Here is an 18,746-nt window from a genome sequence, read left to right on the forward strand (position 1 = left end):
CTAACCGACTGATGTCGTTTTATTTCCTATGCCCTTCACACGTTCTCGCAGCCCCTGCATAAAGGCATAGAGCACTGGAATTACAATGACACCAACAGCTGTAGCCATCAGCATGCCGCCAAACACTGCAACGCCAATTGCCTTCTGGCTGGCCGCCCCTGCGCCCGACGCAATCAACAGCGGAACAACGCCCAGCAGGAATGAAAAGGCGGTCATCATCACAGCCCGAAATCGCTGACGTCCAGCCTCATAAGCAGCATCCTTAATCGACAAGCCGTCTGCTCGACGCTCCATGGCAAACTCGACGATGAGAATACCGTTTTTGGCCGCCATACCAATCAGCATGATCATACCGATCTGTGTATAAAGGTTGATGTCGCTGCCAGTTAAGGACACCGCGGAAACCGCACCAAACATGGCCACAACCACCGACAACAGAATTGCCACCGGCATCGTCCAGCTTTCATATTGGGCCACCAAGAACAAATAGGTGAACAAGACAGCCATAAAGATGATCACAATCACAAACCCGGATGAGGATTGCTGTTGCTGGGCGGTTCCAGTCCACTCAAAAGCGTAGCCTGGCGGCAGTGCCGTCGCAGCTTCTTCTTGCATAACCCGGATTGCGTCCCCAGTTGATAGGCCCGCCGCAGGTACCGCGGTGACAGTGGCCGACCGGAACATATTGTGACGCTTCAACATGACTGGACCAAGAATGTTTTCTACATCCATCAGCGTGGACAGCGGAACCATATTTCCAGCTTGAGAGCGGACATAGAGATTGCCGATATCTTCGATCTTGTCTCGATAAGAGCCATCAGCCTGCACCATCACCCGGTAAACCCGGCCAAACAGGTTGAAATCATTCACATAGAATGACCCTAGGTGTGCCTGCATAGTCTGGAACACCTCTGAGATGGCGACATCCAGAGTTTTGGCCTTTTCGCGGTCCAGATCAACAAACACCTGCGGGACGTTGGCCCGGAAGGTGGTATATGACTGACCAATTTCAGCGCGCTGATTGGCGGCATATACCAAGGACCCAACAGCCGCAGCCAAATCCTGAGGCGTACCACCCGCAGTTTGCTGAACTTCCATCTCGACCCCAGCTGACATGCCTAAGCCCGAAATCGGCGGTGGGTTAAAGGCAACGATGCTGGCAGCAGCCTCACCATTTGCAATGCCATAAATCTGACCCAAGATAGCATTGGGTTGCAATTCATCCGCTTCACGCTCATCCCAGGGATCAAGGTTAACAATGATCATTGCCCCGTTTGCACCAGAGCCATTGAGCAGGCTAAAGCCATTGACCAGAATGGTATTGTTCACCCCTGGGATCTGCTCAATCTGTTCATTGACCCGCTTGGTTACCACCTCCGTACGACCCAATGCCGCGGCATCTGGCAGCTGTACATCAACAAACAGGTAGCCATTGTCCTCGGCTGGCAAGAAACCCTTGGAGGTGACGCCAAAAAGCGTGCCCGTGCCTGCGTACATTGCTATGACGATTGCCACCGCCAAGAACGGCCACCGCAGTAAACGACCAACAATGCCAAGATAACCATTGCGCATGACGTCAATCACGTTTTCAAACTTGGCCAGTAGTCCCGTCGGAGGACCAGAACGCGCCTTAAGAACCAGTGCGCAAAGCGCAGGCGATAGCGTCAGAGCGTTGATCGACGAAATCACAACCGCCACCGAAATAGTCACAGCAAACTGAGAAAACAGTCGACCGGTGATGCCAGGCATAAACGTCACTGGAACAAACACCGCTAACAAAACCAAAGTGGTCGCAATCACGGGTCCAGTGATTTGCCCCATGGCCTTACGGGTTGCATCAGCGGGGCTCAGCCCTTCCTCGGCGATAATGCGCTCTACGTTTTCCACTACGATGATGGCGTCATCAACCACGATGCCAATGGCAAGAACCAAAGCAAACAGCGAAATTGTGTTCAGTGACATCCCCAACAGCAGCAAGAACGCAAATGTGCCGATCAGGGATACTGGGATCGCAACCGCTGGCACAATTGTTGCACGCCATGAGCCAAGGAAGACAAAAACCACTGAAACCACGAGCACAAATGCAAGAATTAGTGTCGACACCACATCGTTTAGAGATTGTTCAACGAAGTCAGTTGTGTTGAACGGTACGGAATAAACGACGTCGTCTGGAAATGACGCAGACAAGCGGTCCAGTTCCGACAACACGTTCTCTGATACGGCAAGCGCGTTGGCTCCTGGCGCCTGATAGACGGCCAGAATTGTTGCTTTGCTACCTTCATAATAGCCTGAAACACTGTAATATTCGGCTCCCAGTTCGATGGTGGCCACATCTCGCACACGCACGGTGCTGCCTGCCTCACCGGTCCGGATAACAATATCACCAAACTCTTCAATCGTTGTCAGGCGGCCCTTGGACTTAATGGTGTACTGGAATGTTTGGTCCCCAGGAACCGGTGGTGCACCAATTTGCCCTGCAGAGACCTCTAGGTTTTGCTCTCGTACCGCGTTGATTAGATCACCGGGGGTGATGCTCAGCCCAGCCATTTTGTTCGGATCCATCCAGATCCGCATCGCATAGCTGAGGTTGTTTAGAATGTCAGCTTTACCAACGCCCTGGACCCGGCTGAGCGCGTCCTTGATGTTGATGGCTGCATAGTTAGACAAGAAAACATCATCATAGGTATCATTGGGTGAGGTCAGCGTTGCCACCAACAGCATATTGGTGGAGCTTTTTTGCGTCACCACGCCAGACGATGTGACCTCGGCAGGCAGACCAGACATTGCCTGTGCTACTCGGTTTTGAACGTTGACCGAAGCAATATCGGGATCAGTTCCCACTTCAAAAGTGACCGAAAGGGAATAGCTGCCAGTGTCAGAAGAACTGGACGACATATAGATCATGTCATCAACACCGTTCACCTGCGCTTCTATTGGTGCGGCAACACTTTTCTCAACCGTTTCAGCGTTGGCGCCTGTGTAGTTGGCACTCACGCTGACCACAGGCGGTGTAATATCGGGAAACTGGGCGACTGGTAGCGCCAGGTACCCGATTGCCCCCATAATGGTCAGAACCAGTGAAATTACGATCGCAAACTTAGGTCGCGAAATAAATACGGATGAAAGCATGGCTTATTCTCCGGCCTGATTGGCCAGAACCGGATCGACCTTGGCTCCGGGGCGTATACGCTGCAGGCCTTCCACCACGACGGTTTCCCCCGTTTCAAGCCCATCCAGCACAATAATGCCGGTTCCCACAACATCCCCAGTTTCGATGTACCGCTGTTCAACCATCTGCTGGTCATCAACCACCAATACAAATGGTCCCTGTTGATCACGCTGCATCGCGGCCTGACTGATGACAATCCGATCCTCAGCTTTCTGCGCCTCCAGCCCAACGGTAAGAAACGATCCATCAACAATCAAACGGCTGGTATTCTCAAACTCAGCTCGCAGAGTGATCGCACCTGTATTTGGATCAATGCGGTTGTCAGCAAATGCAAACTTGCCACGTTTTTCCAGCTCGGTACCATTGGGAAGGACTACAAATACTTCGAACAATTCTCTTTCTTGTTCTTCAGTAACTTCTGCGCCTTCTATCTTTTGCAGAATGCTGACGAACTGTTTTTCGTTCAAAGCAAAGGAAACATAAATCGGGGCTTCGCGCACAACATTCACCAGCGGCTTGCTGGTTGGACCGACCACATCGCCAACACTGACAGCGACCCGGCCTACACGACCAGCAAAAGGCGCAAACACTTCGGTATAACTCAGGTCAAGCTCCGCCTGTTGAATAGCTGCCTTAGCAGCTCGAACCTGTGCCTCACTTACTTTTTCATTTGCGAGCGCTGTATCCCGCTCTGCTTCGGGAACCGCACCTCGCGTGAAAAGTTCCTGCTTTCGGGCAAGATCAACTGACGCCAGCTGTAGATTGGCTTCGGCTTTGTCTAAATCGGCGCGTCGGGCTTCCAACGTAGCCTCGTAGGCACTTCGCTCAATACGAAACAGCAGATCACCGGCCTGTACTTCAGCACCATCTTCAACCAACACTTCTTCAAGATACCCACTCACGCGTGCAATTACATCCACCTTATCTTTGGCTTCGCCGCGGCCAATGAAGGTTTCCGAGTTGCGGATGGGCTTCGTGACCGCCGCCATCACCGACACCTTTGGTGCTGGAGCAGTCTCTTGTGCAATGGCCATTGGCGCGGTGCAAAGAGCAATTGCGGTACTCACCGCCAAAATCCGGCGTGTCACGGAACGCAGTGCTGGTTGTGTTTGTTTGATACGGGTCATTCTTGCGCCTTTCGGGTGCATCCGGCGAGCAACTGCCTGCCGTGGCAAAGGAATCCCTAATGAAATTTAGGTTCAATTTACCCATGTTTATCAAGCGTACAGCCAACTGCAAGAAACCTACAACATTTGGCATAAGTTCGCTGATCTTCAGGTTCTGGCCAAGGGGCCGCAATTCCGATGGCCTAGAAACAAAAAGTCCCAGAGCGAAACCTCGCTCCGGGACCTCTTAGTCGACACCTGGTAAAGTTAGCGCTTCGGCAAAGGCATCCAATCAGCCATCGAAACATCAGCGTGGGCGAACTGGGGCATTTTCGAACCGAGATCCCCCATGTTCTTGATGTCTTCGGCATTCAGGAAATCCTGAGTGATCAAGGTTGGTGGCACAATAACCTGTGCATCAGGCGTTTCACCGGCCAACATCAGCGCCAAAGTCCGGACTGAAACTTCACCAACAACCGCTGGGTTGGTGGCAACAGTAGCTGCCCAGGCTGACCCCGGTTCGCGCATTGCCGAGATATCAGCTGTCGACACATCCGCTGAGTAAATCTTGATGTCTGAAGTCAGACCAGCCTCGTCCACAGCAATTTTTACCCCCTTGGCAAATTCATCATAGGGCGCAAAGATCACATTGATATTTGGATTGGCCTGCAAGACAGACCGCGCCTGGTTGGCAACCGAGTTTGCAATTGGATTATCCAAAGTCCCAAACATTGCGGCTTGCTTGATGCCTGGGTTGGCCGCTTTGATATCCTCCCATGCCACGTCACGACGGTCCAGCGGAGCAATACCCGGAACGTAGACATAGCCAGCGGTGAAGTTGTCACCATTGTCGACCACTGCCTGCTCAAGCGCCAGTTTGCCGAGCATGTAGTCCGACTGCTCGACTTGCGGAATAGCGGTGTTTTCGACATTCACATCAAAAGCGACAACCTTAATGCCTGCTTCAACAGCGCGTTGGGCTGCGTCCTTCATAGACTCAGTCAGCCCATGCTGAATGATGATCCCGTCAACCCCAAGCGCAATCGCCTGATCAACCATGTCAGCCTGCAAGGCCGCATCTTGGCGACTATCAAATACCCGTAAATCGACACCCAGTGCTTCAGCTTGGGTTTCAACTCCAGACAGATAAGACTGGAAAAAGTCACCCGTAGACAGATAGCGGACAAGGGCAATTTTCACCTCACCAGCCTTATCGAAGGGGGCTGGCATATCACCTGCCAGCGCCACCCCGCCCATTCCCAAGGTCAGCGCCGCAGCGCCCGTGAGTTTCAACATCTGACGTCTCAGAAACATGTGTATTCCTCCCATGAAATAACGATAATCAATGCCGCCCAGCAGAGGATCTGCGGGACGACAGGTAGAATGTGAAAACAAGCGCTGCGACCAGCACCGCTCCCTTCACAAAATCCTGCGTGTAGTAAGGGGCGTTCATCATTGTCAGCCCTTGCAACAAGATGCCAACAAACAGCGCACCAATTGCGGTGCCAAATGCGTTAGGACGCGCGGCCCCCAGTACGGCAAACCCGATCAGTGCCGCCGCCACACTGTCCAGCAACAGGTTGTTACCTGAGGCAATATCTCCGCGCCCAAGGCGCGCTGCCAATAAGATCCCCCCGACCGAGGCCAGAACACCGGAGATCATGTAAGCTAGGACTTTGTAACGACTGACGTTGGTCCCCACCAATTCAGCGGCGCGTTGGTTTGAGCCGATCGCGTACATTAGTCGACCGTGGCGCGTGAAACCGAGGAAAAGCCAAACCGCGACAGCCACCAAGAGGAACACAACGACGGGCATCGGAAAGAGTTTTTCTATAAACATATCAAACCGGTGACGGCCAATCCAAAGGAACTCAGCAGCAAAGGTTCCCTCTGCAATGCTCCCATCGGGTAAGCGCATACCGGTCGCAATCGAGTTGCCTTGAGTAGGTATGCGCTGCAATCCAATCAGCAGAAACATCATACCCAGAGTTGCCAGCAAATCCGGCACCCGCATTTTGACGATCAGCAACCCGTTGACCAACCCAACAAGGGCGCCCATTGTCAGGCATAGCAACACTGTTACAAGCGCGGAGTATTCCAGAATAACCATAGAATACGCAGACAGCATCAAAGATGAGGTCGCAACAGATCCAATGGAAAGGTCAAAGCCATCGACCACAAGTGTACTGGTCACCCCAAGTGCCAGAATGCCGGTGATAGCCACCGATTGCAGCACAAAAACGGCAGATCGAGGGCTGGCGAACCCCTCTGCCGCAAGGCTGAAGTACATAACAATCCCGGCTAGCAGAACCAAAAAACCATAGCGGATTGCCAAATTCAAAATACGTTCGTTGTTCATGATTTTCGTCGACTTATCCTGCTAGGGCTGGGCTGCGCGACGGGCCAGAGACCTCTGCCACCAGTTTTGCCAAATCTATGTTTTGGTTGATGTGTTCACCGGCTATTGCGGCCTCGTTCAGCACAATTATCCGATCGGCGATTTCAAGCGCCTCGTCGATCTCAGCGACAAATACTATTGTTGCACGCCCCTTGGCCGTGGCCCTGATATGGCGACCAATGTCACGCCGCGCTCCAATGTCCACTCCCTGAAACGGTTCATCAAGTAACAGGACCCGACCGGGCTTTAGCAGCCATCTGGCGATCATCACCTTCTGTTGGTTTCCTCCAGACAGGGTGCCAATCCCGTCACGATTGGATTGGCAAACGATGCCGATGCTTCCGATCATCTCTTCTGACGCGCGTCGCTGCTTTTGATCCGATAACTTATAGTAACGGCTAAAACTCCCCAGGAACGGCAGCGTCATATTATTCGCAATGTCAAAATCAGGGATAACTGCATTACTTGCACGATCTTTGGGCGACATGAAAACGCCGGCACTCACGGCGGACTTTGCATTGGCGGGCTGATAGCTACCGCCATCCAACTCCATTTTTCCTGCAATGGGCCGTGACAATCCAAAAATGACCTCAGCCAATTGGCTTTTGCCGCTGCCAAGCAAGCCAGTCACCGCGATCACTTCACCATCATTGGCAACCAGATCAATAGGAGGACTATCCTCACGAAGCTTGATGGCCTTTAAGCACAAAATAGGTGCGCTGTTGGTTGCTGGGGTAATATCCACATCCGTCATAGCGTGACCCAACATGGAGGTAACCGCCCCCTCATAATCCAACGGTTGAGTATCAAACAAACCCGAAATACTACCATCACGCATTGATACAATTCGGTCAGCAATGCGCCTGATGTCCGACATCCGGTGCGAAATATATAAAATCGCCACACCAGCTGACCTAAGTCGATCAATCAACGCAAATAACCGCTCGGCCTCTGTTGCTGAAAGAGAAGACGTAGGTTCATCAAGGATCAATAACTTGGGAGACCGCGCGAGTGCGCGTGCGATGGCAATCATCTGACGGTCAGCCACGTCCAGTTCGGATACCAATTGCCGCACATTCATCGTCAGCCCCATGGCCTCTGCAACTTTTCGCGCTTCGGCACGAAGTTTGCGGTCATTCACAAACAGTCCAGCACCTGGCGCAGTCAGCTTGTCCAACATGAGATTAGTGGCGACATCCAAATCAGGAATAACCCCGTCATCGATGGATTGATGAACAGTTACAACCCCTTGGGAAATTGCATCTGCCGCATCCACTGGCGTATAAGGGTTTCCAGCCAAAGCCAGCTCCCCTTTATCCGCTGAATGAACACCGCAAAGCACTTTGACAAGAGTCGACTTCCCGGCCCCGTTTGCCCCCATAAGGACGGTGACTTCCCCCGCACGCATAGCGAGATCAATTCCACGCAAAACACGATTGCTGCCAAAGGACTTCTCGACGCCGCGCACTTCGCAAATTGTTTGGCTCATACATCCCCCAACACACCTTGATGATGCGTTTCTTAACTCTTCCTAATCACACTATCAAACATTGTCAAACGATTTGACATATGTAGAAGTATGTGCAATTTCCGATCTAAGCCAAAGGGAGGAAGACCCAGCACATGCTTCAAACAACAGCGTACAAAGCTTTGACGTCAGACACATTGAGTACCCGCCTGGGTGAACTGACCTCTCTCACCAGCCGGGTTGGGACTGAAACCAAGGACTGGAAGATTCAGGAGGTCGGCGACGGCAATCTCAACCTTGTGTTCATCGTCGAGGGAAGCAAGGGCAGCGCTATTGTGAAGCAGGCCCTGCCCTATGTTCGCTTGGTTGGTGACAGCTGGCCGCTGCCGCTGTATCGCGCTTACTATGAACATGAAGCACTGGTTCGTCAGGCTGCACGCAATCCCGGTACCGTGCCCGAAATATATCACTTTGATAATGATCAAGCGTTGATTGTGATGGAGTTTCTATCGCCCCATACGATATTGCGGCACAAATTGATCGCAGGAGAAAGAGTACAGGGGCTGGCGACTTTCCTTGGAACATTTTGCGCCCGCACCGCCTTTCGTGGATCAGAGCTTTCCATGAAAAGTAGTGATAAGAAAACTGACGTCAGCCTGTTTGCAGGCAATATTGAAATACCAGCAATTACCGAGGCTCTGGTATTTTCTGATCCGTATTTCAACGCGGAACGAAATCATCACACCCCTGAATTGGGTAATGTGGTCAATGAATTGCGGCATGATGTCGAATTAAAGACGCGGGTCCAAGAGTTATTCATGAGCTTTGCCTCTAACACTGAAACCATGGTGCACGGCGACCTGCACAGCGGTTCGGTGATGTCTACAGCAACCGATAGCATGGTGATCGACCCGGAGTTTGCACAGTACGGCCCAATGAGCTTTGATCTCGGAATGCTGATTGCGAACTTCCTAATGGCCTACTTCAGCCAACCCGGCCATCGCAGTGAAGATACACTCGATGAGTATCAGGAATGGATATTGGCCATAATCAGTGAGAGCCTTGTCACGTTTGAAGACGAATTCACCACACTTTGGAACAGTGAACGCACAGGTATGCTGTATCCGGCGACATTGTTTGAGGATCAGGGACATTCCTCGCAACCCGCACTACAGTCGCTGTTAAACCGCATCCGCACCGAAGCCATGGGTTATTGTGGCATTGAAATGCATCGCAGGACACTATCATTGGCCCACAACGCAGATTTTGAAGAAATCAAAGACAGCGCAGTTCGGGCGTCTCTAGAAGCCCGTAACCTTATGATGGGCCGAGAACTTATTCTTACATCAGATAAAATTTTGGACGCCGGAACCCTTGTTGCCCTGGCACGCCAATACAACAAGGGGGATTTCCTGTGAAAGTAAATGGAACTCACTACCGCTCGCTTTGGTGGGACGCAGACAAGAACGCATTGCAGATTATCGACCAGCGTTGGCTGCCACATGACTTTCGCGTTCAGCAAATCGATACCCTCACGGAATTTGCTGACGCTATTGTTGAAATGCGCGTGCGAGGCGCACCGCTCATCGGCGCCACAGCGGCCTATGCCATGGCATTGGCAATGCGGTTGGACCCGTCAGACAGTGCAATGAACAAAGCTTGGGAATTTTTCAACGCAACACGCCCCACTGCGATCAATCTGCGCTGGGCGTTGAACCGGTGCCGCGATCTACTGCGTCCATTACCCACTGAAATGCGCGCCTCTGCAGCACTGACCCTGGCCCATGAAATGGCAGATGAAGATGTCGAAGTTAACCGCATGATCGGCGTGCATGGGTTAGAAATCATTAGAGAAATTGCTTCAAAGAAACCAGCAGGCGAACCGGTTCGCCTCTTGACACATTGCAACGCAGGCTGGCTCGCAACCGTTGACTGGGGCACGGCCACCAGCCCCATGTACCACGCACATGACGCAGATATTCCGATCCATGTCTGGGTGGATGAAACCCGCCCCCGCAATCAAGGTGCTCTGACCTCATGGGAACTGGGCTGTCACGGTATTGATCACCAGTACATTACCGACAATGCTGGCGGCCACCTAATGCAACATGGTCAAGTGGATATGGTCATTACCGGCACGGATCGCACCACCCGGCGCGGCGATGTCTGCAATAAAATTGGGACCTACCTCAAAGCGCTTGCAGCGCGAGATAACAATGTACCGTTTTACGTAGCCTTACCCTCATCTACCATAGACTGGACCGTTGATGACGGTGTTGCCGAAATTCCGATCGAGGAACGTGGTCAGGAAGAAATCACTCACGTACAGGGCCGGTTGGCGGACGGCAGCATTGGGACAGTTCAGGTAACCCCAGACGGTACTGCAGGTGGCAATCCAGCCTTTGACGTCACACCTAATCGTTTGGTCACAGGTTTAATCACTGAGCGCGGTGTCTGCGAGGCGAGTCCCAAAGGCCTGGCCGCGATGTTCCCTGATCGCGCCGAAGCTGACGCGGCTTGATCATGGCCCCACCCAAAGGCAAACCCACCGTTATGGCTAATTCCTCCCGATCTGACCGCCAAGACGATGCAATTCTAGAAGCAACCTGGTGTTACTATATAGAGGGTCTGAACCAGAACGATATCGCCAAGCGCTTGAACATCTCCCGGGCGTCTGTGGTGAATTACCTTCAAGAGGCACGTCGGCGCGAATATGTTCGGATTACAATTGATCCCGATATTTTCCGGCACCAGAAACTGGCGCGCGATATGGTTGCAAAATTCGGCCTCAAGGATGCATTGGTGGTGCCCTCGGAATTGACAGATCGTGGCACGTTGGAACGTGTCGCGCGCGGCACTGCGGATTGGTTGCCAACATTGCTGGAACCCGGTGATCGATTAGGTGTTGCCTGGGGCGAAACTGTTTATCGCGTGGCCGAGGCCGCACCTCACACAATCATGGATGACTTAACTGTGGTGCAGCTGGTCGGATCGCGTCCTGCGGCCCTTGGGTTTGCCGCAGAGACCTGCTCTGCAACCTTGGCACGACGATTTGGCGCCCATTGCATCAACCTTCACGTCCCATTGTTGCTGACAAATAAAAACCTGGCTGACCAACTCCGTGCAGAACCTGTGGTGGCAGAACAGCTTCAGGCCGTAGAAAATTGTAATAAGACGATATTTGCTGCCGGTACCTGTCGTGAAGACAGTCATGTAGTGCAAGCAGGTATCATCAGTGCCGCCTCAATGCGCGATCAGGTCACCAAGGGAGCCAGCGCTGTAATCTGCGGCCGAATTGTTGATCAAGACGGCGCAGCCCTGCCAATATCCATCGAGGACAGGATGATCGGTGTGTCGTTGGATCAGATGCGCAACAAAGATTTGTCTTTGATGGTTGGTACTGGGCCTGATCGAATTATGCCGATGCTGGCAGCCATAAATGGTGGCTATGCCACCCATATCGCAACCTGCACCGATACCGCTGCAGCCATGCTGGAGACAACGATTTGAAGTCCCCCTATTCTGACTGCACCGAACTTCGCCAAGCTGTAATCGATGCCTGTCTTTCGATGAACACTCTGGGTATCAATCAAGGGACATCAGGCAATGTTTCTGTGCGTGTGGGTAACAAGATGCTGATTACCCCGTCTGGGGTCGCATATGATCAACTGACCCCCGAAATGATTGTTTCGATGCCGCTCACCAGCGACACGCCCGATCCTGGACAGTTAAAACCGTCTACCGAATGGCGGTTTCATCAATCGCTGCTGCTTTCCAAACTTGACAGTCATGCGGTAGTTCACGCCCATCCTGTCTATTGCGGCGCTCTGGCTATGAACCGTCGCGAAATCCCCGCCTGTCACTATATGGTTGCCGCTTTTGGCGGCAATTCAGTACGACTGGCCGACTATGCAATTTTCGGCAGCTCAGCACTCTCGGACAACTTGGATAAGGCGATGCAAGACCGACACGGCTGCCTAATGGCCAACCACGGTTCCGTCGTTGTTGGTGACACTCTGGAGCGCGCCATGTGGCGGATGGTTGAGCTTGAAACACTGGCCAAAGGATATGTCACAAGCCTGAGCATTGGTGAGCCACACATTCTAAGCAATTCTGAAATCGAGGATGTCCTCGCTTCGTTTAACAACTACGGGCTGAAAGACGCGTAAATAAAAATTTCTCTTACTTTCATCAATTTAGGCGGCATACTTAACAATATGAGACGTCGTTTTGACACACAAAGGCCCGCTAGCCCTATGAACTTATTGAGTATTGCTGCAAGGTGCCGCTTACGACGATTCACTCCAAAGGACTATTCATGCGCGAACCGCTGATTTTCGACGGGCACAATGATGTTCTTCTACGCCTCCACCAACAAGACATCAGCCCAGGCAAAGATGGGTTCCAGGGATCAGGTGGGAAGCAAATTGATCTAGACAAAGCGCGTACCGGTGGTTTTGCGGGTGGGTTCTTTGCCATCTACATCCCCGGCGAAGCAGCCCTATCCGACAGTCACGACGAGATGATGGCAAAAAACTATGACTTGCCGCTGCCTCCTCAAGTGGAATGGGGCGATGCCATCAAGGTGGCGCTGTCACAGGCCTCTATTCTATTCAATCTGGAACGTGAGGGTGCACTGAACGTCTGCCGCTGTACACAAGACATCAAAAACGCAATGGCTGAAGGCAAGATGGCCGCTGTGATGCACATGGAAGGCGCCGAAGCCATTGACCCTGATTTTCACACGTTGGAAGTGCTTTATCAGGCAGGTTTGCGGTCTCTTGGCCCAGTGTGGAGCCGCCCAACCATTTTTGGTCATGGCGTTCCCTTCCGCTTTCCCAGCACGCCGGATACGGGTGAAGGGCTGACCAGCGACGGCATACGTTTGATCAATAAATGCAATGACCTGGGCATCATGGTCGATCTATCCCACCTGAACGAGGCTGGGTTTTGGGATGTTGCAAAGCACAGCACTAAACCGCTGGTCGCCACCCACTCGAACGCCCATCCACTTAGCATGCACAGTCGGAACCTGACTGACCGTCAGTTACATGCCATTCGCGAAAGCGAGGGAATGGTTGGTTTAAATTTTGCGGTTGCCTTCTTGCGTTCCGATGGTCGAATGGATGAAGATACCCCCATCACAACTATGTTGGATCACCTTGACTATCTTATTGCACAGCTTGGCGAAGAACGGGTTGGACTTGGGTCCGACTTTGATGGTGCCGCTGTGCCAAATGAAATCAAAACCATCGCTGGATTGCCAAACCTGCGCACCGCTATGGCTGACCGCGGTTATGACGCCGCACTTATCAGGAAGCTCTGCCATGAGAATTGGTTGCGCGTCCTCGACCTGACCTGGATGTAAAAATACACCGGGCCTTATTTGCCAATAAACAAAAGGGAGTAACATCATGAATGCTTTTACAAAATTAATGGGAACAGCTGCACTTGGCTTTGCCTTAGGCGGCGTTGCCCTGCCAGTTATGGCCGAAACACCAGCTAACATGCTGGTCATTGCCAATCGCATTGACGACATCACTACTCTGGATCCAGCACAAAGCTTTGAATTTGCTGGCTCAGACGTGCTGCGCAACATCTATGGCAAACTGGTCAACTTTGACCCCAACAACCTAGACGCTGGTTACCAGCCTGATTTGGCCGAGAGCTGGACTGTTTCTGAAGATGGCAAAACCATCACCTTCACCATGCGTGAAGGCGTCAAGTTCCATTCAGGCAACCCAGTTCGCGCCGAAGACGTGGCGTTTTCGTTCAAGCGCGTTGTCGCACTGAACAAAACACCATCCTTCATCCTGACACAGTTTGGCTTCACTCCTGAGAACATGGACGAAACCATCACTGTCAGCGGCAACACAGTGTCAATCACCACAGACAAAGAATACGCGACTTCCTTTGTTCTGAACTGCCTGACAGCGACCATCGGTGGTGTTGTTGATGAGCTGACCGTTATGGCCAACGAAGTTGACGGCGATCTTGGCAACGAATGGCTGAAAACCAACTCAGCCGGTTCCGGCGCATATAGCCTAACCAGCTGGAAAGCCAAGGAAAGCGTCACTCTGACTGCTAACCCTGACTTCTATCTTGGTGCACCAGCCATGCAGCGCGTGATCGTTCGTCACGTTCAGGAAAGTGCTACCCAGCGTCTGATGCTGGAACGCGGCGATATTGACGTGGCTCGCGATCTGAACCCATCAGATGTTGAAGGTGTTCGTAACGCAGAAGGCGTCGAAGTGCTCGAAGAGATGCGCGGTCGTCTGATGTATATCTCGATGAACCAAAAGCACCCAGAGCTGTCCAAGCCTGAAGTCCGTCAGGCACTGAAGTACTTGATCGACTATGAAGGTATGCAGAACAGCTTCCTCAAAGGCGCATATGTTACTCACCAGAACTTCCTGCCGCGCACCTATCTTGGTGCCGTCGACGAGAACCCGTTCTCGATGGATGTTGAAAAGGCAAAGGCTCTGTTGGCCGAAGCTGGTGTTGACGGTCTGGAACTGACTGTTGGTGTACGCGAAGCTCAGGAACGTCTGGAAATCGGTCAGTCGCTGCAAAACACCTTTGCGCAGGCTGGCATCACGCTGAACCTGGAAGTCGGGACTGGTAAACAGGTTCTTTCCAAGTACCGCGCCCGTGAGCTGGACATCTATCTTGGTGCCTGGGGCCCGGACTATCCTGATCCTCACACAAATGCAGGTACCTTCGCCTATAATCCTGATAACTCGGACGCAGCTCAGGCGACTGGTCTGTTGGCATGGCGTAACAGCTGGGATACCGGTAAGCTGACTGAAATGTCCGCCGCAGCCGTTGTCGAAGGCGACCGCAGCAAACGTGAAGTGATGTATCACGACATTCAGGCAACCTTCCGCGATACCTCACCTTTTGCTGTTATGTTCCAGAAGATTGAGCCAGCAGGCATCAACGAAGACGTCGAGGGTCTGAACCTCGGTGGCGCGATTACAGCGGTTTCATATTGGACCGTGACCAAGTAAATGTCGTCAACGCACTATAATCCGAAGAGGCAGCCCCGGCTGCCTCTTCCTTCTTGGCTCAAGGGCACGCTCGTCACCCTTGCGTCAATCTCGGTCACAATGCTTGGCCTGTTGTTTGTCACCTTCTTCATCGGTCGGGTAATGCCCATCGAACCGGTTCTGGCTGTCGTAGGCGAACGCGCCACGCAGGAACAATATCACGCGGCATATCTTGAGCTAGGGCTCGATAAACCGCTTATCGTACAGTTTTCTTACTACGTTTGGGATGTCCTCCACGGCGATTTTGGCATGTCGTTGTTGACGGCAAGACCCGTTGCTGACGACATCGGACGTGTGTTCCCCGCTACAATGGAACTGGCCACAATCGGAATTACCATAGGTATCGTTCTGGGTGTCCCACTTGGTGTGATCGCTGCCGTACGCCGTGGCAGCTGGATTGACCAAATTGCCCGCGTGGTGGCTCTTGTTGGGTATTCCATGCCTATTTTCTGGCTGGGCCTTATGGGACTATTGCTGTTTTATGGTGTGCTGGGATGGGTTGGAGGACCCGGTCGTCAGGGTATTTTCTACGAAGACATGATCCCGTCCGTGACAGGCATGATCTTAGTGGATTCCGCTCTTGCACGTGATTGGGGGGCCTTTCGTGACGCCTTTTCCCATATCATCCTGCCTGCCTCTTTACTGGGTTACTATAGCCTTGCCTATATCAGCCGAATGACACGGTCGTTTATGTTAGAGCAACTTTCGGCAGAATACGTCACCACCGCCCGGGTCAAAGGTATGAGCGAATGGGCCGTAATATGGCGCCATGCATTCCGCAATATTCGGGTTCAGCTGATTACGGTAATCGCGTTAAGCTACGCTAACTTGTTGGAAGGCTCAGTGCTGACCGAGATCATCTTTTCTTGGCCAGGTATCGGGAACTATCTGACAACGGCACTCTTGTCTGCGGACATGAATGCTGTGCTGGGTGCAACCGTGGTAGTCGGGTTGATCTTCATCTGCCTGAATATCTTCTCCGACCTTCTTTACAAAATTTTCGACCCGAGGTCCAAATGAGCAGCCAATCACTTACTCTGCGCCAATGGTTGCTGACCGACACACCAACCTCGCGCCGTCAAGCCCGCTTTGCCGCCCTGTACAAGGGCTGGTTATCGCTGCGTTCAAACCACATGGCTATGATTGGCCTGGCCATTCTGGTTGTTCTGGTAGGATCTGCAGTGTTTGCGCCTTTGCTGGCACCGCATGATCCCTTTGTTCAGAACCTTGCCAATCGTTTGCAACCTCTGGGCACTGAGGGTCATATTCTGGGAACGGATTCGCTAGGACGCGACATTCTTAGCCGCATGATCTACGGATCCCGGATCACCCTGTATATCGTTGCGCTGGTTGCGATGATCGCACCTGTTGCTGGCCTGCTGGTCGGTACAGTCTCCGGGTATGCTGGTGGTTGGACTGATATCGTCCTGATGCGTATCACCGACATCTTCCTTGCCTTCCCTCGCCTGGTTCTGGCACTGGCTTTTGTTGCCGCTTTGGGGGCCGGTATCGAAAACGCTGTTCTGGCGATTTCACTGACCGCCTGGCCCCCCTATGCCCGTATGGCGCGCGCCGAGACGTTGACGATCCGCTCTTCGGATTACATCAGCGCCATTCGCCTACAAGGCGCCGGTCCGATGCGGATCATTACCAAACATATCTGGCCTCTGTGTATCAGCTCGCTGATCGTACGGGTTACGCTGGATATGGCGGGCATCATTCTGGCCGCTGCGGGTCTGGGTTTCCTCGGCCTTGGTGCCCAACCTCCTTCGCCTGAATGGGGTGCGATGATTTCCGAAGGGCGCCGGTTCATTCTGGATCACTGGTGGATTGCCACCATGCCTGGTCTTGCCATTTTTGCCGTCTCTTTGGCCTTCAACCTCCTGGGTGATGGTCTGCGCGACGTGCTAGATCCAAAGGACAGCGCATCATGAGCACTCTTCTGGACGTAGATAACCTCTGGGTGAAATTCCCAACCCGCAATGGCATTTTTGATGCCGTACGCGGGGTCTCCTTCTCGTTGGGACGTGAACGCCTGGGAATTGTTGGGGAAAGCGGGTCAGGTAAATCCCTGACCGGCCGCGCCATCCTTCGCCTGATCCGCAATCCAGGCATCGTCGAGGCAGGTCATATCAGCCTGCACGGCGAAAACCTTTTGGATAAATCCGAAAAGGAAATGCGGGCGATCCGAGGCGAGAAAATCTCGATGGTGATGCAGGATCCCAAATTCTCACTGAACCCTGTAATGACTGTTGGGGATCAGATCATCGAAGCCTACCGGTTGCATGCCAAAGCCAGCAAAGCCGAGGCTTACAAAAAATCGGTGGAGATGCTGGAAGCGGTAGCGATCCGTGACCCCGAACGGGTGATGAAAGCCTATCCGCATGAAATGTCGGGCGGCATGGGGCAACGCATCATGATCGCCATGATGTTGATCCCCAACCCGGAAATCCTGATCGCGGATGAGCCCACTTCGGCACTGGACGTGTCAGTACAAGGTCAGGTCCTGTCGATCATGGATAAGCTGGTCAAGGAACGCGGCATGGGACTGCTCTTTATCAGTCATGACCTGAACCTGGTTTCACAGTTCTGCGACCGGGTGCTCATCATGTATTCTGGTCGCATTGTAGAAGTCTGTGACGCCGACAAACTACATGAGGCGCAGCATCCTTATACCAAAGGGTTGCTGGGCAGCCTGCCAAAGTTTGATGAACCAAGCGATCGGTTGCAGGTCCTGACCCGCGATCCGGCATGGCGAGACGCCCCCAGCGTGGAGGGACGCGCATGAGTACTTCAATTTCCATCGAAAACCTGAACGTCTACTTTGGCGAGCATCACGACCTGTTTCAGGCAGTGAAAAATGCCAGCCTTTCAGTAGAACAAGGCGCCAGTTTTGGTCTCGTTGGGGAAAGTGGATCAGGAAAATCCACAATCCTGAAAGCGATAACTGGCTTAGCCCCACAATGGGATGGCCATATGGCCATCGAAGGCGCTGATCTGACGCACAAGCGCGACAGGACATTCTACAAGACCGTGCAGATGGTCTTTCAGGATCCTTACGCATCACTGCATCCGCGCCATTCGGTTGATCAGGTGCTCACCGAAACCCTGCACCTACACGGGTTTGATGACATCAATAATCGGATCAACAAACTGTTGTTGGATGTTGGGTTAGGGCCAGCGTTCCGCTTTCGCTATCCACACCAGCTATCTGGCGGACAGCGTCAACGAGTGGCCATTGCGCGAGCACTCGCACCCGAGCCTGATATCCTGCTACTGGATGAACCAACTTCGGCACTGGATGTATCCGTTCAGGCTGAGATCCTAAATCTACTCAGTGACTTGCGGTCTGAACATGGGCTAACTTACCTAATGGTATCACATGATTTGGCTGTGGTGGCCCATATGTGTGAACGCGTCGCAGTCATGCAGAATGGTGAGATCGTTGAAATCATCGACGTTGCTGATATGCGCGCAGGCAAGACAACTCAGGACTATACGGCAAGTCTCCTGCATGCCTCTGCCAATCGGGTAGCATAATCCTGCAATTTCTGCC

General features: G+C 52.7%; 15 protein-coding genes. 10 read left to right on the forward strand and 5 right to left on the reverse strand.

Going from position 1 to position 18,746, the window contains the following annotated elements:
* The 5 genes from GO984_RS02085 to GO984_RS02105 all read right to left on the reverse strand — a co-directional run bounded on the left by GO984_RS02085 (position 1) and on the right by GO984_RS02105 (position 8,162).
* On the reverse strand, positions 1-3,129 hold the full coding sequence (locus GO984_RS02085) for an efflux RND transporter permease subunit (protein ID WP_157020909.1): 3,129 nt from the start codon (positions 3,127-3,129) through the stop codon (positions 1-3).
* A gap of 3 nt (positions 3,130-3,132) precedes the next feature.
* Positions 3,133-4,296 carry an efflux RND transporter periplasmic adaptor subunit gene (locus tag GO984_RS02090; protein ID WP_157020910.1) on the reverse strand — a complete coding sequence of 388 codons (1,164 nt, stop codon included), beginning with the start codon at positions 4,294-4,296 and terminating at the stop codon, positions 3,133-3,135.
* A 246-nt stretch (positions 4,297-4,542) separates the two neighbouring features.
* Positions 4,543-5,589 carry a substrate-binding domain-containing protein gene (locus tag GO984_RS02095; RefSeq protein ID WP_245230965.1) on the reverse strand — a complete coding sequence of 349 codons (1,047 nt, stop codon included), beginning with the start codon at positions 5,587-5,589 and terminating at the stop codon, positions 4,543-4,545.
* A gap of 28 nt (positions 5,590-5,617) precedes the next feature.
* Entirely contained in the window at positions 5,618-6,634 is a 1,017-nt protein-coding gene (locus GO984_RS02100; RefSeq protein WP_157020911.1) for an ABC transporter permease, read from the reverse strand.
* 13 nt (positions 6,635-6,647) lie between these two features.
* Positions 6,648-8,162, reverse strand: a complete 1,515-nt coding sequence (locus tag GO984_RS02105) for a sugar ABC transporter ATP-binding protein (protein ID WP_157020912.1) — start codon at positions 8,160-8,162, stop codon at positions 6,648-6,650.
* A gap of 134 nt (positions 8,163-8,296) precedes the next feature.
* Between GO984_RS02105 and mtnK the strand changes: the two genes are divergently transcribed.
* The 10 genes from mtnK to GO984_RS02155 all read left to right on the forward strand — a co-directional run bounded on the left by mtnK (position 8,297) and on the right by GO984_RS02155 (position 18,730).
* On the forward strand, positions 8,297-9,559 hold the full coding sequence (gene mtnK, locus GO984_RS02110; protein ID WP_157020913.1) for an S-methyl-5-thioribose kinase: 1,263 nt from the start codon (positions 8,297-8,299) through the stop codon (positions 9,557-9,559).
* On the forward strand, positions 9,556-10,662 hold the full coding sequence (gene mtnA, locus GO984_RS02115) for an S-methyl-5-thioribose-1-phosphate isomerase (RefSeq protein ID WP_167740186.1): 1,107 nt from the start codon (positions 9,556-9,558) through the stop codon (positions 10,660-10,662). The genes mtnK and mtnA overlap by 4 nt, the downstream gene beginning before the upstream one ends.
* A gap of 32 nt (positions 10,663-10,694) precedes the next feature.
* Positions 10,695-11,651 carry a sugar-binding transcriptional regulator gene (locus GO984_RS02120; RefSeq protein ID WP_167740187.1) on the forward strand — a complete coding sequence of 319 codons (957 nt, stop codon included), beginning with the start codon at positions 10,695-10,697 and terminating at the stop codon, positions 11,649-11,651.
* The gene (locus GO984_RS02125) at positions 11,648-12,310 is read left to right on the forward strand and encodes a class II aldolase/adducin family protein (RefSeq protein WP_157020915.1); all 663 of its coding nucleotides are present in this window, start codon (positions 11,648-11,650) and stop codon (positions 12,308-12,310) included. Before GO984_RS02120 ends, GO984_RS02125 begins: the two co-directional genes overlap by 4 nt.
* 149 nt (positions 12,311-12,459) lie before the next feature.
* Entirely contained in the window at positions 12,460-13,509 is a 1,050-nt protein-coding gene (locus GO984_RS02130) for a dipeptidase (protein ID WP_157020916.1), read from the forward strand.
* Between the two features lie 46 nt (positions 13,510-13,555).
* Positions 13,556-15,151: an ABC transporter substrate-binding protein gene (locus GO984_RS02135; RefSeq protein WP_157020917.1), complete on the forward strand. Its 1,596-nt coding sequence runs from the start codon at positions 13,556-13,558 to the stop codon at positions 15,149-15,151.
* Entirely contained in the window at positions 15,152-16,210 is a 1,059-nt protein-coding gene (locus GO984_RS02140) for an ABC transporter permease (RefSeq protein WP_157020918.1), read from the forward strand. It begins immediately after the preceding gene.
* On the forward strand, positions 16,207-17,124 hold the full coding sequence (locus GO984_RS02145) for an ABC transporter permease (protein ID WP_138164978.1): 918 nt from the start codon (positions 16,207-16,209) through the stop codon (positions 17,122-17,124). Before GO984_RS02140 ends, GO984_RS02145 begins: the two co-directional genes overlap by 4 nt.
* Entirely contained in the window at positions 17,121-17,978 is an 858-nt protein-coding gene (locus GO984_RS02150; protein WP_157020919.1) for an ABC transporter ATP-binding protein, read from the forward strand. Before GO984_RS02145 ends, GO984_RS02150 begins: the two co-directional genes overlap by 4 nt.
* The gene (locus GO984_RS02155; protein WP_157020920.1) at positions 17,975-18,730 is read left to right on the forward strand and encodes an ABC transporter ATP-binding protein; all 756 of its coding nucleotides are present in this window, start codon (positions 17,975-17,977) and stop codon (positions 18,728-18,730) included. The genes GO984_RS02150 and GO984_RS02155 overlap by 4 nt, the downstream gene beginning before the upstream one ends.
* Positions 18,731-18,746: the final 16 nt, after the last annotated feature.

This window comes from Parasedimentitalea huanghaiensis (assembly GCF_009753675.1).
In the GTDB taxonomy this organism is placed as follows: Bacteria; Pseudomonadota; Alphaproteobacteria; order Rhodobacterales; family Rhodobacteraceae; genus Parasedimentitalea; species Parasedimentitalea huanghaiensis.

Bases quoted from the DNA above. Each gene is read 5' to 3' on its own strand.
- GO984_RS02100 (WP_157020911.1), bottom strand. From the start codon at position 6,634: ATGAACAACGAACGTATTTTGAATTTGGCAATCCGCTATGGTTTTTTG.
- GO984_RS02090 (WP_157020910.1), bottom strand. From the start codon at position 4,296: ATGACCCGTATCAAACAAACACAACCAGCACTGCGTTCCGTGACACGC.
- GO984_RS02105 (WP_157020912.1), bottom strand. From the start codon at position 8,162: ATGAGCCAAACAATTTGCGAAGTGCGCGGCGTCGAGAAGTCCTTTGGC.
- GO984_RS02095 (WP_245230965.1), bottom strand. From the start codon at position 5,589: ATGTTTCTGAGACGTCAGATGTTGAAACTCACGGGCGCTGCGGCGCTG.
- GO984_RS02140 (WP_157020918.1), top strand. From the start codon at position 15,152: ATGTCGTCAACGCACTATAATCCGAAGAGGCAGCCCCGGCTGCCTCTT.
- GO984_RS02135 (WP_157020917.1), top strand. From the start codon at position 13,556: ATGAATGCTTTTACAAAATTAATGGGAACAGCTGCACTTGGCTTTGCC.
- mtnK (WP_157020913.1), top strand. From the start codon at position 8,297: ATGCTTCAAACAACAGCGTACAAAGCTTTGACGTCAGACACATTGAGT.
- GO984_RS02130 (WP_157020916.1), top strand. From the start codon at position 12,460: ATGCGCGAACCGCTGATTTTCGACGGGCACAATGATGTTCTTCTACGC.
- GO984_RS02120 (WP_167740187.1), top strand. From the start codon at position 10,695: ATGGCTAATTCCTCCCGATCTGACCGCCAAGACGATGCAATTCTAGAA.
- GO984_RS02150 (WP_157020919.1), top strand. From the start codon at position 17,121: ATGAGCACTCTTCTGGACGTAGATAACCTCTGGGTGAAATTCCCAACC.
- GO984_RS02145 (WP_138164978.1), top strand. From the start codon at position 16,207: ATGAGCAGCCAATCACTTACTCTGCGCCAATGGTTGCTGACCGACACA.
- GO984_RS02155 (WP_157020920.1), top strand. From the start codon at position 17,975: ATGAGTACTTCAATTTCCATCGAAAACCTGAACGTCTACTTTGGCGAG.
- GO984_RS02085 (WP_157020909.1), bottom strand. From the start codon at position 3,129: ATGCTTTCATCCGTATTTATTTCGCGACCTAAGTTTGCGATCGTAATT.